Annotated in this window: 13 protein-coding genes; 9 read left to right on the top strand and 4 right to left on the bottom strand. The window is 64.6% G+C overall.

Annotation, left to right across the window (positions count from 1 at the left end; translation table 11 throughout):
• Position 1: 1 nt before the first annotated feature.
• A complete protein-coding gene (locus tag AC3WL2_RS15810) occupies positions 2–622 on the bottom strand; it encodes a hypothetical protein (RefSeq protein ID WP_046854420.1) in 621 nt (206 codons plus the stop codon).
• Positions 623–718: 96 nt separating this feature from the next.
• On the opposite strand from AC3WL2_RS15810, the gene AC3WL2_RS15815 reads away from it, so the two are divergent.
• The 8 genes from AC3WL2_RS15815 (at position 719) to AC3WL2_RS15850 (ending at position 8,449) form a co-directional block, all read left to right on the top strand.
• On the top strand, positions 719–1,501 hold the full coding sequence (locus tag AC3WL2_RS15815; RefSeq protein WP_102684077.1) for a class I SAM-dependent methyltransferase: 783 nt from the start codon (positions 719–721) through the stop codon (positions 1,499–1,501).
• A gap of 137 nt (positions 1,502–1,638) precedes the next feature.
• Positions 1,639–2,734, top strand: a protein-coding gene (gene prfB / locus AC3WL2_RS15820; RefSeq protein WP_102684078.1) for a peptide chain release factor 2 whose coding sequence is annotated in 2 segments (ribosomal slippage) — positions 1,639–1,710 and positions 1,712–2,734 — 1,095 coding nt in all. Because the reading frame shifts where the segments join, the coding sequence is not laid out codon by codon here.
• A 93-nt stretch (positions 2,735–2,827) separates the two neighbouring features.
• Complete coding sequence (gene lysS / locus AC3WL2_RS15825; protein WP_023630948.1) at positions 2,828–4,330, top strand: lysine--tRNA ligase; 1,503 nt, start codon at positions 2,828–2,830, stop codon at positions 4,328–4,330.
• Between the two features lie 192 nt (positions 4,331–4,522).
• Entirely contained in the window at positions 4,523–5,227 is a 705-nt protein-coding gene (locus AC3WL2_RS15830) for a TetR/AcrR family transcriptional regulator (protein WP_102685168.1), read from the top strand.
• A gap of 29 nt (positions 5,228–5,256) precedes the next feature.
• A complete protein-coding gene (locus AC3WL2_RS15835) occupies positions 5,257–5,805 on the top strand; it encodes a LolA-like protein (RefSeq protein WP_102685169.1) in 549 nt (182 codons plus the stop codon).
• A gap of 145 nt (positions 5,806–5,950) precedes the next feature.
• Entirely contained in the window at positions 5,951–7,228 is a 1,278-nt protein-coding gene (locus AC3WL2_RS15840; protein ID WP_023632436.1) for a flavohemoglobin expression-modulating QEGLA motif protein, read from the top strand.
• The gene (locus tag AC3WL2_RS15845; RefSeq protein WP_102685170.1) at positions 7,200–8,123 is read left to right on the top strand and encodes an alpha/beta hydrolase; all 924 of its coding nucleotides are present in this window, start codon (positions 7,200–7,202) and stop codon (positions 8,121–8,123) included. The genes AC3WL2_RS15840 and AC3WL2_RS15845 overlap by 29 nt, the downstream gene beginning before the upstream one ends.
• On the top strand, positions 8,120–8,449 hold the full coding sequence (locus tag AC3WL2_RS15850; protein ID WP_023632434.1) for a PA3694 family proteiin: 330 nt from the start codon (positions 8,120–8,122) through the stop codon (positions 8,447–8,449). The genes AC3WL2_RS15845 and AC3WL2_RS15850 overlap by 4 nt, the downstream gene beginning before the upstream one ends.
• A gap of 64 nt (positions 8,450–8,513) precedes the next feature.
• Here the strand turns inward: AC3WL2_RS15850 and AC3WL2_RS15855 are convergent, their stop codons facing one another.
• The 3 genes from AC3WL2_RS15855 to AC3WL2_RS15865 form a co-directional block, all read right to left on the bottom strand.
• Positions 8,514–9,275 (bottom strand): siderophore-interacting protein, encoded by a 762-nt coding sequence (locus AC3WL2_RS15855; RefSeq protein ID WP_102685171.1) that lies wholly within the window; start codon positions 9,273–9,275, stop codon positions 8,514–8,516.
• Positions 9,272–9,805, bottom strand: a complete 534-nt coding sequence (locus AC3WL2_RS15860; protein ID WP_102685172.1) for a PadR family transcriptional regulator — start codon at positions 9,803–9,805, stop codon at positions 9,272–9,274. The genes AC3WL2_RS15855 and AC3WL2_RS15860 overlap by 4 nt, the downstream gene beginning before the upstream one ends.
• Positions 9,806–9,908: 103 nt before the next feature.
• Complete coding sequence (locus AC3WL2_RS15865; RefSeq protein ID WP_102685173.1) at positions 9,909–13,028, bottom strand: biosynthetic peptidoglycan transglycosylase; 3,120 nt, start codon at positions 13,026–13,028, stop codon at positions 9,909–9,911.
• Positions 13,029–13,454: 426 nt separating this feature from the next.
• Between AC3WL2_RS15865 and AC3WL2_RS15870 the strand changes: the two genes are divergently transcribed.
• The gene (locus AC3WL2_RS15870; protein ID WP_102685174.1) at positions 13,455–14,873 is read left to right on the top strand and encodes an amino acid permease; all 1,419 of its coding nucleotides are present in this window, start codon (positions 13,455–13,457) and stop codon (positions 14,871–14,873) included.
• Positions 14,874–14,914 lie beyond the last annotated feature (41 nt).

The following is a 14,914-nucleotide window of genomic DNA, read 5'->3' on the forward strand; positions in this document are numbered from 1 at the left end:
TTCAGGCGTGCAGGCGCACGTTGTTCAGCACTACCGGGCGGGCCCAGTGGATATCGAACTCCAGGTCGTTCTGCTGCTTGGCCAGCGTGCTGTCGTCGAAGGGCTCGGGCGCAGGGTCGAGCAGGCCGGTCTCGAACTCGGCGATGGGCAGGAACAGCGGGCGTGGCGTTGGGCCAGGGCCGGGCTCGGCGATGGGGTGGCCCTGGCTCATGACCACTGGACGCACCCAGCTGTTGTCGATGTCGAGCTGGCGTTGCTGCTCGATCAACTCGACGGTGTCGAAGGGCTCAGGGGCAGGGGGCAGCAGTTTGGCCTCGAGTTCCGCCTTGGGCAGGAACAGCGGCTCGGGTGGTGCCACCTCGGTGTCGTGTACCGGCAGGGCGCGCTGGGCATCGATCAGGGCCAGGGCACGGGCGCCGCCGATCGGTTCGCCGCTCTCCTGGTCGCACTGCATCAGCGCCTGGCTGAAACCGTCGACTTCGCCTTCCTGTTGCTCTGCCATGGCGCGGGCAAAGAAATCCTGCCACAGGTGGCTGACGCCACCCAGTGCCTGGGTATTCTGTCGACCGTAGTTGCCGACGGGCGACAAGTAGGTCAAGCCAATGGGAAGAGTGTCTGACATGGCAGTCGCGGGCGTTGTGCTCTGGCAGAATAGCGGGATATTGCCTGTATCGGCTCTGGCCGGGGTTACATTAATTTTTTTCGAGTGCGCGAATCGATGTTAGAGCAACAACAGGCGGCGGGTATCAGGGTCGAGGCGTTGGCCGCGCAATTCCAGGCGCAGGCCGAGGCATGGGCGCAGCGACTGGGCTTGCCGCTGGTTGACGAGGCGGCGGAGTTTGCCGTGCAACTGGGCGCCGAGGGCTTGCAGATCCAGCAACTGGGGCCGCAGGCGCCCGGGCCTGTGCGGGTGGATTTCGTCGAGGGGCAGGCGGCGCATCGAAGGCTGTACGGCGGTGGCAACGGGCAGATGATCGCCAAGGCGGTCGGCATCGCCCAAGGCGTGCGGCCGCGGGTGCTCGATGCCACGGCGGGGCTGGGCAAGGACGCGTTCGTGCTGGCCAGCCTGGGCTGCGAGATGACCCTGATCGAGCGCCAGCCGTTGATTGCCGCGCTGCTGGAAGACGGTTTGGCGCGGGCGCGGGGGGATGCCGAAATCGGCCCGATCGTCGCGCGCATGCAACTGCTGACGGGCAATGCCATCGAGCGCATGCGTGCGTGGGAGGGGGAGGCGCCGCAGGTGATCTACCTTGATCCGATGTTCCCGCATCGCGACAAGAGCGCGCTGGTGAAGAAGGAGATGCGGGTGTTCAGGCCGCTGGTCGGCGATGACCTCGATGCGCCTGCCCTGCTCGAGGCCGCCCTGGCGCTGGCCAGCCACCGGGTGGTGGTCAAGCGGCCGCGCAAGGCGCCGATCATCGAGGGGGGCAAGCCTTCTCACAGCCTCGAGGGCAAATCCAGCCGGTACGATATCTATCCCAAGAAGGCGCTGAAGGGGTGAAGGTCGGTCGTTGATTCAATCAGTGGGCAGTGACGGCTCCTGCGCCCGGCGATACCGCCCGGCGGGTCTGCCGCCGTGGCGCAGACTCGGTTATACTCGCGGGCTTTTCACCGAATTCGCACGAGAGCTGCCCGCCCATGGAAATCCAACCGATCCTGAACACCATCAAGGACCTCACCGAGCGTTCCCAGTCTATTCGGGGGTATCTTTGACTACGATCACAAACATGATCGTCTGGTCGAAGTAAACCGCGAGCTGGAAGACGCCGCTGTCTGGAACAAGCCAGAGTACGCCCAGGCCCTGGGCCGTGAGCGCGCGATGCTGGCGCAGGTGGTCGAGACGCTTGATAAGCTGGCCAACGGTCTGGCCGACTGCAAGGACCTGCTCGACATGGCTGTCGAAGAGGGCGATGAAGGCGCTGTCGGCGATGTCGAGACCGAGCTGCAAGGGCTGGAGGAATCCCTCGCCCTGCTCGAGTTCCGTCGCATGTTCAGCGGCGAGATGGACCCGAACAACGCCTACCTGGACATCCAGGCCGGCTCCGGCGGCACCGAGGCCCAGGACTGGGCCAACATCCTGCTGCGCATGTACCTGCGCTGGGCCGACAAGCGCGGCTTCGACGCCACCATCATCGAACTCTCCGAAGGTGAAGTCGCCGGCATCAAGGGCGCCACCGTGCACATCAAGGGTGAGTACGCCTTCGGCTGGCTGCGCACCGAGATCGGCGTGCACCGCCTGGTGCGCAAGAGCCCGTTCGACTCCGGCGCCCGTCGCCACACCTCGTTCTCGGCGGTGTTCGTCTCGCCCGAGATCGACGACAAGGTCGAGATCGAGATCAACCCGTCCGACCTGCGCATCGACACCTACCGCTCCTCCGGCGCCGGTGGCCAGCACGTCAACACCACCGACTCGGCGGTGCGTATCACCCACGTGCCGACCAACACCGTGGTGGCCTGCCAGAACGAACGTTCCCAGCACGCCAACAAGGACACCGCCATGAAAATGCTGCGGGCCAAGTTGTACGAGCTGGAAATGCAGAAGCGCAACGCCGCCTCGCAAGCCCTGGAAGACAGCAAGTCGGACATCGGCTGGGGTCACCAGATCCGCTCCTATGTACTCGATGACTCGCGCATCAAGGACCTGCGTACCGGTGTCGAGCGCAGCGACTGCCAGAAGGTGCTCGACGGCGACCTCGACGAGTACCTGGAAGCGAGCCTCAAGCAGGGGCTGTAAACCGCACACCACCGCCGCAATACCGGGCCTTTGCCCGGTTTTGCGTGCCCTGCCCGACAGGGGCAACGAATACCTGATGGAAAGAATGACGACATGAGCGACCTCAAGACCGAAGCGCAAGACCTGCAACAGGAAGAAAACACCCTGATCGCGCTGCGCAAGGAAAAACTTGCCGCCGAGCGCGCCAAGGGCAACGCCTTCCCCAACGACTTCCGTCGCGACAGCTACTGCAACGACCTGCAGAAACAGTACGCGGACAAGACCAAGGAAGAGCTGGAAGCAGCCGCCATTCCGGTCAAGGTTGCTGGTCGCATCATGCTCAACCGTGGCTCGTTCATGGTCATCCAGGACATGACCGGCCGCATCCAGGTCTACGTCAACCGCAAGACCCTGCCGGAAGAGACCCTGGCGGCGGTCAAGACCTGGGACCTGGGCGACATCATCAGCGCCGAAGGCACCCTGGCCCGTTCCGGCAAGGGCGACCTGTACGTCGAGATGACCAACGTGCGCCTGCTGACCAAGTCGCTGCGCCCGCTGCCGGACAAGCACCACGGCCTGACCGACACCGAGCAGCGCTACCGCCAGCGCTACGTCGACCTGATGGTCAACGAGGAAACCCGCCACACCTTCCGTGTGCGTTCGCAGGTGATCTCGCACATCCGCAAGTTCCTCATCGAGCGCGACTTCCTCGAAGTGGAAACCCCGATGCTGCAGACCATCCCCGGCGGCGCCGCGGCCAAGCCGTTCGAAACCCACCACAACGCGCTGGACATGGCCATGTTCCTGCGTATCGCCCCGGAGCTGTACCTCAAGCGCCTGGTGGTCGGTGGTTTCGAGAAAGTGTTCGAGATCAACCGCAACTTCCGTAACGAAGGCGTTTCGACTCGTCACAACCCAGAATTCACCATGCTCGAGTTCTACCAGGCCTACGCCGACTACCGCGACAACATGGACCTCACCGAGGAACTGTTCCGCGAGCTGGCGCAGCTGGTGCTGGGCAGCACCGACGTGCCGTACGGCGACAAGGTGTTCCACTTCGGCGAGCCGTTCGTGCGCCTGTCGGTGTTCGACTCGATCCTCAAGTACAACCCGGAGCTCACCGCTGCCGACCTGCAGGACGTCGACCGCGCCCGCGAGATCGCCAAGAAGGCCGGCGCCAAGGTGCTGGGCCATGAAGGCCTGGGCAAGTTGCAGGTGATGATTTTCGAAGAGCTGGTCGAGCACAAGCTGGAGCAGCCGCACTTCATCACCGAGTACCCGTTCGAAGTCTCGCCGCTGGCCCGTCGCAACGACGACAACCCGGCCGTGACCGACCGCTTCGAACTGTTCATCGGTGGCCGCGAGATCGCCAACGCCTACTCCGAGCTCAACGATGCCGAAGACCAGGCCGAGCGCTTCCTGGCTCAGGTGGCCGAGAAGGACGCCGGTGACGACGAAGCCATGCACTACGACGCCGATTTCGTCCGTGCCCTGGAGTACGGCATGCCGCCGACCGCCGGTGAAGGCATCGGCATCGACCGCCTGGTGATGCTGCTGACCAACTCGCCGTCGATCCGCGACGTGATCCTGTTCCCGCACATGCGTCCGCAGGCCTGAGTGATCTGAACAAGCCGCCTTTCGAGGCGGCTTTTTCTTGCCTGAAGCTTTATGTTGTCAGTACCGGCCCTATCGCGGCTGAAGCCGCTCCTACAGGTATCCGCTGTCCTGTAGGAGCGGCTTCAGCCGCGATAGGGCCGGTACAGGCAGCAGATGACTCGAACTATGAGGTACCGCCCCGTGACCCCCGCCATGCCCCACCAGGGCGCCGCCGGCATCGCCACCGCCGTCGCCGAAAGCGTGCAGTACCAAGGTCGCAAGACCGCCCGACAGGGCAGCGAGCAACGCCGTCAGCAGATCCTCGACGCTGCCATGCGCATCGTCGTGCGCGATGGCGTGCGCGGCGTGCGCCACCGCGCCGTGGCCGCCGAGGCCAGCGTGCCGTTGTCGGCCACCACCTACTATTTCAAGGATATCCAGGACCTGCTGGCCGACACCTTCGCCCAGTACGTCGAGCGCAGCGCGGCCTACATGGCCAAGCTCTGGACCAACACCGAAGGCGTGCTGCGCCAGTTGCTGGCCCAGGGCGACGGCAGCCACGAGGCGCGGGCGCACCTGGCCGATGAAGTGGCGCGCATGCTGGCCGACTACGTGCTGCGCCAACTGAACAACCGCCGCGACTTCCTCATGGCCGAACAGGCCTTCCGCCAGGAGGCGCTGCTGTGCCCGCGCCTGGCCGAACTGGTGCAGGCCCACGAGCAGATCCTGCTGCATGGCGCGCGCCAGATACTGCAGGTGGTCGGCTCGCGCCAGCCGGAGCAGGATGCCCAGATGTTGACGGCGATTATCGAGCAGATGGAATATCAGGGCCTGCTCAAGGATGCGAATGCGCAGGCCGATGAGCAGATGCTCGCTATCCTTGTCCGATACCTGCAGATGGTGCTGGCCTCGGCCTGAGTGGCGAACGATTTTTCAAGGAGAACCTGATGAAAGCCTGGCGTGTGGTGTTGTTGACCTTGTCATTCCTCCTGCTGGGCGGTTGTCTGGTGACCTTCGACGAACCGCTGCCGGCCAACCAGGCGGCGCCTAAAGCCTTGCTCGGCCAGTGGAGCAGCAAGGATGCCTGGGGCCAGCCACTCAAGCTGAGTATCAGCCGCGCCGGTGGCAATGCCTACAAGGCAGTGGCCCGTGCTCAGGGCAAGGCGCCCGAAGAGTACGTCTTCACCGTGGCCCGGCACGGCAACCGCTGGTACCTGTCGGCGGGCGTGCCCAAGCGGCTGGGCGGCAACTTCCTGATTGGCGGCTTCGAGGTGATCGACGGCAAGCAGCTGGTGGTCTACAACCTCGATGTCGAGCAGGTCCAGCAGGCAGTGGACGAGAAGGAGTTAAGCGGGCGCAGTACTGAAGTGCCGGAAGATAACGGCCAGGGCATTCTTATCGACAGCCCGACCGAGCGGGTTCTGGCCTATCTGGACGACCCGGCCAATTCGGACCTGTTTGTTGAAGTGGCGCGGTTCCAGCGTTCCGGTAAGTAGCGTGGACTGCGTTGGCTTCATCGCCGGCAAGCCGGCTCCCACATGTTGTGCAGCGTTTTCTGTGGGATCCGGCTTGCCGGCGAAAGGGCCGCAAGGCGGCCCCGGCTACGTTGGTTGCAAGGCATTTCGATTCAAGGAGTCCCCGGTGGACGAATACCAGCAAACTATCCGCAGCCTGTCCGATCGCATTGTCGCCACGCAGACGCCGATCCGCGTGCTCGACGCGGTGAAATGGGACGACGGCATCCGCCAGGGCTTCCTCAAGGCCAAGGGCAAGGAGCCGCCTGCGGTAGATCGCGCCTATTACCAGAACCGGCCGTTGTCGTTCGACTCCAGTGCGGTGAAAGCCGAGTTCCAGAGCATCGAGCGCGACATCACCCGACAACTGGGCCAGTTCAACCCGGTCGGGCAGATCATGCGGCGCATGTGCAAGGAGTACCGCATGGTGGTGCGCATGCTTGAGGCGCGAGGCACCGAGGATTTCGGCCTGATTTCCCAAGAGCTCTACGGCGCCGCCTCCGATGCCTTCCACGCCGGTGACCCGACCCTGGCCGACCTGGGCCTGATGCTCTCGGACTACCTGAACAACATCGACGGCCGCGGCGACTTGAAGGACGAGCCGAAGAACCTCACCGCCAAGGAAGCGGTGGAGATTCTCCAGCGTCGCCTGAACAAGGTGTTCGGCGAAGCCGAGGAAACCATCCGCGTGTTCGAGTCCGACGGTATCGTCGCCGACGCCGCGGCCGGCGCCGACTACATCAAGGTGCGCGCCGACGCCATGTTCAACAGCCGCGACGTACGAGCTCTGGAGGTGCACGAAGGGCTGGTGCATGTCGGCACCACCCTCAATGGCCTGAACCAGCCGATCTGCACCTTCCTGGCCAAAGGACCGCCCTCGTCGACGGTGACCCAGGAGGGCCTGGCGATTCTCATGGAAGTGATCGCCTTCGCCTCCTACCCCAGCCGCCTGCGCAAGCTCACCAACCGCACCCGGGCCATCCACATGGTCGAGGAAGGGGCGGACTTCCTGCAGGTCTTCGAGTTCTTCCGTGGCCAGGGCTTCGAGATGGGCCAGAGCTACAGCAACGCCAGCCGGGTGTTCCGTGGTTCGGTGCCCAACGGCCTGCCGTTCACCAAGGACTTGTCCTACCTCAAGGGCTTCATCATGGTTTACAACTACATTCAGTTGGCCGTGAAGAAGGGCAAGCTCGAGCAGATCCCGCTGCTGTTCTGCGGCAAGACCACCCTGGAAGACATGCGCACGCTGCGTCAGCTGGTCGAAGAGGGGCTGGTGGAGCCGCCCAAGTACCTGCCGGAACAGTTCCGTGACCTCAACGCGCTGTCGGCGTGGATGTGCTTCTCCAACTTCCTCAACCACCTGAGCCTGGACCGTATTGAAGCCGACTACGCGAACATTCTCTGACGCCTGCCGTCACCTCGCCTTCGGCCTCGGTTTGCTGCTGCTGGGGGGCTGCAGCAACCTGCTGTTCTACCCCGAGCCGGGCCAGCCGTTCACCCCGGCACAGGCACATTTGCAGTATCAGGACGTGAGCCTCACCGCCGCCGACGGCACGCGCCTGCACGGCTGGTGGATCCCGGTGCCGCAGGGTGTCGAGGTCAAGGGCACCGTGCTGCACCTGCATGGCAACGGCGGTAACCTGGCCTGGCATCTGGGCGGCAGCTACTGGCTGCCGAAAGAGGGCTACCAGGTGCTGATGCTCGACTATCGCGGGTACGGCCTGTCCCAGGGCAAGCCGACCCTGCCCGAGGTGTATGGCGACATCGGCGCGGCGCTGGACTGGCTGCGCACCGCTCCCCAGGTGCAAGGCAAGCCGCTGGTGCTGCTGGGCCAGAGCCTCGGCGGGGCGATGGCCATTCACTACCTCGCACAGTACCCTGAGCAGCGTCGCCGTTTCAGCGCTCTGGTTTTCGACGGTGTGCCGGCCAGCTACCGGGCCGTGGGACGTTACGCCCTGAGTACCTCGTGGATGACCTGGCCGTTGCAGGTACCGCTGTCGTGGCTGGTGCCCGACGGCGACAGCGCGATCCACTCGATCGAGCGCCTGGACAGTCCGCCAAAGCTGTTCTTCCACAGCATCGACGACAACCTGGTGCCGCTGGACAACGGCCTGCGCCTGTACCGGCATGCACCGCCGCCGCGGGTGCTGCAACTGACCCGTGGCGATCATGTGCAGACCTTCGCCGACCCGACCTGGCGCCAGGTGATGCTGCGCTTTTTGGACGACCCCTCGCACTTCAACGGCCTGCGCCGTCTGGCCGAAGTCCCCAACTACCCTGACGAGAAGAACAAGCAATGAGTGAAGAACGCAACGCCATCCCGCTGATCCTGACCGGTGTCGGCAGCATCATCGTGACGGTGGGAGCCCTCTGGTACTACGGCTACCTGCATTTCGCCAAGCCTGAGGACGCCCTGTTGCTGCAGGACTTCACCATGCTCAAGACCATTCCCGGCGAGGACTACAAGCTCTCGCTGACCCCGGCGCCGCAGGTGGCGCAATGCATCGACGGCGTGCTGGTGCTGTTCGATACCCAGCAGAAAGGGCTGACCGGCGTGCTGGTGGACAACCGCAAGCGTGCGGTGCGCTGCGCCGGACAGGAGACGCCGCAGCAGGAGCTGCAGTAACAGAAGGTACAGTAGCGGCACCCCCTGGCAACGGGCTTGCCCGCTGCCACAGGCCCGGCCGGCGTCATTCGTCGTCGGCAGTGCCGTCGGCCCGCCAGTAGGCGGCAGCCTTGAGGGCGTCTTCCTGCACGCCCTTTTCCAGCAGCAGCGCCTTGGCCTGCCGGGTCAGTGCCTTCTCCAGCGCCACCCAGCCATACAGCCGGCCCTGGGGCAGCGCCAGGCGCTTGATCTGCTCCAGCAGGTCTTCTGCATGCCGGCGCACCCAGATCACCTCGACCTGCGCCTTGCTGGCCAGTGCCTGGCGCTCATGCTCATCCTCGATCTGGATCACCGCCAGCACCTGGCGCCCCGCCGGCAATTCTTCAAGGCGCCGGGCGATGGCCGGGATTGCGGTTTCGTCACCGATCAGCAGGTAGCTGTCGAAGATGTCCGGTACCACCATCGAGGCGCGTGGGCCGGCAATGTCCAGGGTCTGCCCTGGCGCCGCCTGCGCGGCCCAGGTGGAGGCGGGGCCGTCGCCATGCAGGACGAAGTCGATATCCAGTTCAAGGTTCGCCAGGTCGATGCGCCGTGGCGTGTACTCGCGCATGGTCGGTCGGGCGCCGCCGTCGCGACCGAGGTTGCGGGCGTCGATGGCCTGCTGCTCTTCGGGCGTGCAGGCGAACAGCAGCTTGATGTGGTCGTCGCTGCCGACGCTGGCGAAGCCCGCCAGCTCCGCGCCACCCAGGGTGATGCGGCGCATGCGCGGGGTCAGGTCGGTGACCCGCAGCACGTCTAGGCGGCGTTGGCGGATCTCGTGGTTGACGCGATGGATCGTGGCACTCATGGGGTGTTCTCCGTAACAGGGATGGCCGGCCCGGAGGCGATGGCCTTGGCGGTGTCGTTGAGCAGGTCGCGCACCCGCTCGATCTCTTCGGCGCTCCAGCGGCCGCTGTGCATGTGCAGGGCATGGCGCAGGTTGCCGACGGCTTCATGGATTTCTGCGGGGCGGTCATGGCCGCGCAAGGCACGCTTGCTCACCTCGATGCGCATGCGCACGCCGTCGAGGGCGACGGCCTGTTCTGCCAGGGCGCTGCGACCGGCGTCGGTGATGGCGTAAAGGCGCTTGCTGCCCTGGATGGCGCCGGTGACCAGCTCGGCTTCCTCGAGGTAGCTGAGGGTCGGGTAGATCACCCCGGGGCTGGGGCTGTAGCTGCCGTCGAAGAGGCTCTCGATCTGACGGATCAGGTCGTAGCCGTGCCCCGGTTGCTCGGCCAGCATCGACAGCATCAGCAGTTTCAGGTCGCCCGGGGCGAATACCCGTGGGCCACGTTCGCCGCGGCCGGGGCGGCGTTCGAAGGGATCATGGTCACGCATGGAGAGGGCTCCGTCTGTTTAGATATATCGCAAGATATTACTCAAGATATATCTAAAGACAAGCCTTCAAATGCAGATGATTATCATCTGGTTTTTTGATGATTCACGACTGGCCCGCCACCTGTGGCGCCTTGCAGGCGGTTGGGTTGCCTGGTTCCAGGTACGGCATGAGGATCGGCGCCATGCCCTTGAGAACCTGCACCGGCAGTGCCGAGGTGAAGGTGAAGGCCTCGGCCGTGCGCCCCGGAACGAACGCGGTGAGGGTGCCGAAGTGGTTGTCGCCGAGGAAGAACACGAAGGTGGCGGTGCGGTTCAGCGAGCGCGAGCCGATCAGCCGGCCGCCGGCGCCGAAGCTTTCGATGCGGTTGTCGCCGGTGCCGGTCTTGCCGCCCATCACCAGTGGCGTGCCGTCGTGCAGTTTGAAGCTGCCGGAGATACGACGCGCGGTGCCGGCATCGACCACTTGCGACATCGCGCCCTTGAGCGCCCGGGCGACCTCGACGGGCAAGATCCGCTGACCGCGGTCCGGGTCGCTGATCAGTTGCGTCTCGTACGGGGTGTTCTGGGCGAAGTGCAAGGTGTCGATGCGCAGGGTCGGCAGGCGCACGCCATCGTTCTGGATGATCCCGACCAGTTCGGAGAGGGCGGCCGGCCGGTCGCCGGAGCTGCCGATGGCGGTGGCCAGCGACGGCACCAGGTGGTCGAACGGATAACCCACGCGCTTCCAGCGCTGGTGGATGTCGGTGAACGCCTCGATCTCGACCATGGTGCGGATGCGGCTGTCGCGGGCGCCCTGGTGGCGGCTCTTGAACAGCCAGCTGTAGACCTCCTGGCGTTCGAAGCGGCTGGCGTTGAGAGCGTCCTTGAGCGAGGCGCCCGGGTTTTTCAGCAGGTAGCCGAGCAGCCACAGGTCCAACGGGTGGACCTTGGCGATGTAGCCCTGGTCGGGCAGGTCGTACTTGCCTGGGCCATAGGCCTCGTACATCTCCACCAGGCGGCCGTCGGTGAGCTTGGCCATGGCCTTCTTGTCGTCCTTGCTGTGGGCGCGGACGAAGGCGTTGAAGGTTTCCTGGCCGGCCTCGGGGAACAGGTAGCGGTGCACCGCGGCCAGGCGCTGGGGGGTCACGCGCATGCTGTCGAGGAAGGTGTCCAGGCGCTGCTGCGAGGTCTTGCGCTGGTATTTCTTCCAGAAGCGCATGGTGTAGTTGGAGCCTTCGCGGTCGGCGAAACGCGCCAGGTATTCCTGGCGGCGCGGGTCGCTGTCGTCCCTTAGCAGCGGTTCGCGGTTGAACGGCTGCTGGTAGGTGACGTAGCGCACGATGTCGCGCATCAGGCGGATGAACGGCAGGTTGATCGATTCGCGCAGGGCGTCCTTTAGGGTCGGGTTACGGTTGTTGTCTTCCTTGCGGAAGTTGTTGAACACATGCATGCCGCCACCGGTGAAGAAGGCTTCGCCGGTGTTGGCCGAGTACTTGCGCTCAAGGGCTGCGTCGAGCATGGCGTCCAGGCTCTGGTTCTTGCCGTTCTGCATCAGCCATTCCAGTGACCACTGGCTGATGCGGTCGAGTTCGGCCACCGGGACTTTCTTCAGTTCGGCAGCGGGTTTGCCGGCGTACTTGTCGTGCAGCTCGGCAACGATTTCCAGGTAGGTGGTAAGCACCCGCAGCTTGGCGGTGGAGCCCAGTTCGAGCTTGCTGCCTTCGTTGATGTCGAAGGGCTGGTTGGTGCTGTCGGTCTGCACCCGCACCCGCGAGCCGTCGGCGGTGCGTTCGAACAGGGTGAAGCTGTAGCTGACCTGGTCGGTGGTCTTGCTGGTCAGCAGGCGTTCGCCGATCAGGCCGAGCTGTGCGGCGAACGCCGGGTCGGCGAGGTTCTTCAGGTACTGACTGACCTGCACCTGCAGGTCGGCCTGCAGGGTGCTGGTGGCCGACAGGTCGAGGCGGTCGAGGTCGTACAGCGGCCGGTTGAGCATCGCCGCCAGGCGGTTGCGGGCCAGGCTGATGCCCTTGTTGGTGATAATCGGCACGATGGTCGGTTGGGCTACCCAGTCGCGGTACACCGCCTTGCTGGCCAGGGCGGCGTCGGCCAGTGGACGGTCGATGACAGCGTTGGCGGCGAGTACCCGGATGTGCGAATCAGTCAGTTCCGCCAGTTCGATGCGGCCCTTGGACAGGTAATGCGAAGGGCGGCGCTGGGCGATCATCAGCGACAGCACCTGGCGCAGGGCCAGGCCGCGCTCGGCCATGCTCTTGTCATCGGTGGCCGTGGAGGTGAGCGCCTGGTTGACCTGATCGAAGTCGGCGCCGTACCACACCCGCAGGCCTTCGGCCATGCCGTGCACCTCACCGTGGCCAGGGACCGCCGACAGCGGCACGCTGTTGAGGTAGTCGCGCACGATGCGTTCGCGGGCCTCGGTGGTGTCGGGGCCGCCCTGGTAGGCGCGCACGCTGGCGGAGATCATCTGGCGGATTTTCTCGGCGCCGGAGACGGTCAGCCCGTCCGGCGAGTGGCGATATTTTTCCAGCTGGGTGGCAAGGGTGCTGCCACCGGCCGACTGGCCGGGCAGGGCCAGGTACTTGGCCACCTGGCTGTAGGCCGCCTTGGCGAAGCGTGGCCAGTCCACCGCCGGGTTGTTTTGCGGGTCCTTCGGGTCGAGCAGGTCGCGGTTCTCGATGAACAGCAGGCTGTTGACCATCACCGGCGGGATCGCTGCGAAGTTCGGGTACAGGTGCTGCGGGTAGTTGTACTGGTAGAGCATGTCGCCGCGGCAGTCGGTGATCGACAGGCCGGCCTGGATTTTTTCCACGTATGGCACGAACAGGCCGTGATCGACGTAGTTCATCAACGCCGGGGAAAAGCGCGCCTGCTGGTTGATCAGGTAGTCGCGCTTGAGCAGCCGTGGCAGGAACTCGCCCAGGGCGCTGTAGCCCAGGCGTTTGTCGAACGGGCCGTCGCCCGGGTAGACGATGGCATCGCTCGGGCCGGGCTCCAGGGCATAGGTCAGGGTACCGGCCAGGCGGCTGAATTCACGGGACTGCAGGCGCGAGGTCTGGAATTCGTCGTAGGCGGCCATACCTATCGCCACCAGTGCCACCAGCAGGATAAGCAGGATCAGGCGCCACCACAGACGGCGCTGACGTGGGGTCTTGGACAAGGGGGCTTCAGCCTGAGCTTCTTTGGGTGCTTCCGTTCTGGTTGGTTCCGATTGCCACAGTGCGCCCATAGTCTTGAGTCCGGCCAGGTGTTTTCGCGTTGCTTGTCTGAAGCTTAGACGGTGGCCGAGTTTGGTGAAAAATTTGTAAGAAGCTTCGGGGAATCACGCATGAACATGCGCCTTTGGTGCGGCTTCCATTCTTCGGCAATGTTGCTAAGGTAGCTGCCCCATTCCTGTGCATGGGCGGAGCGAGGCTAGGATGCCCCTCCGGTAAAGGCTATCTGGCCGAGAATTCTCGCCAAATTTCCTGCTGTATATAGTGAAAAGCCCTGCAAGCGGCTTCCTATACTGCTCGCCCCCTTCGACCCGTCGGCGCCCTTGGCCCCGGTGGACAGGCCGGTCCACAAGGCCGCCTGGCAAGACGACGCCCCGCCTATCGGCAGGGCCGGTGCTGCACGAAGGTCAAATCCAATAACAAAATGAGGTTGTATTGCTATGCCAGTCGGCAACCACCCTGCCCAAGGCGAGTCCGCCCAGGGCGGCCCGCTCAAGCGCGAGCTGGGCGAACGGCACATCCGTCTGATGGCCCTCGGCGCCTGTATCGGCGTCGGCCTGTTCCTCGGTTCGGCCAAGGCCATCGAAATGGCCGGCCCCGCCATCATGCTCTCCTACATCATCGGTGGCCTGGCCATCCTGGTGATCATGCGCGCCCTTGGCGAGATGGCCGTGCACAACCCGGTCGCCGGGTCGTTCAGCCGCTACGCCCAAGACTACCTCGGCCCGCTGGCGGGCTTTCTGACCGGCTGGAACTACTGGTTCCTGTGGCTGGTGACCTGCGTCGCCGAGATCACCGCGGTGGCCATCTACATGGGCATCTGGTTCCCCGATGTGCCACGTTGGATCTGGGCGTTGATGGCCCTGGGCAGCATGGGCGCGATCAACCTGATCGCGGTCAAGGCGTTTGGCGAGTTCGAGTTCTGGTTCGCCCTGATCAAGATCGTCACCATCATCGCCATGGTGCTCGGCGGCATCGGCATCATCGCCTTCGGCTTCGGCAACGACGGTGTGGCCATGGGCGTCTCCAACCTGTGGAGCAACGGCGGTTTCATGCCCAACGGCGTGACTGGCGTGCTGATGTCGCTGCAGATGGTGATGTTCGCCTACCTGGGCGTGGAGATGATCGGCCTGACCGCCGGCGAAGCGCGCAACCCGCAGAAGACCATCCCCCAGGCCATTGGCTCGGTGTTCTGGCGCATCCTGTTGTTCTACGTGGGCGCGCTGTTCGTGATCCTGTCGATCTACCCGTGGAACGAGATCGGCAGCCAGGGCAGCCCGTTCGTGATGACCTTCGAGCGCCTCGGCATCAAGACTGCCGCCGGCATCATCAACTTCGTGGTGATTACCGCGGCGCTGTCGTCATGCAACGGCGGCATTTTCAGCACCGGGCGCATGCTCTACAGCCTGGCGCAGAACGGCCAGGCCCCGGCCACCTTTGCCCGCACGTCGAAGAACGGCGTGCCGCGCAATGCGCTGCTGCTGTCCATCGCCGCGCTGCTGCTGGGTGTCCTGGCCAACTACCTGGTGCCGGAGAAAGTGTTCGTCTGGGTGACCTCCATCGCCACCTTCGGCGCGATCTGGACCTGGGTGATGATCCTCTTGGCGCAGTTGAAGTTCCGCGCCGGGCTCACCACCGCCGAGCGCAATGCGCTGAAGTACCGCATGTGGCTGTGGCCGCTGAGCTCGTACCTGGCGCTGGCGTTCCTGGTGCTGGTGGTGGGCCTGATGGCGTACTTCCCGGACACCCGCGTGGCCCTGTACATCGGCCCGGCGTTCCTGGTGCTGCTGACGGCGCTGTACTACACCTTCCGCCTGGCGCCTAAAGAGGCCGAGGGCGCGGTGAGTACCGCCTCCTGATGAACGAAGCCCCGGCCAGTGCCGGGGCTTCGTTTTTGTGG

This window comes from Pseudomonas sp. FW305-96 (genome assembly GCF_058783825.1).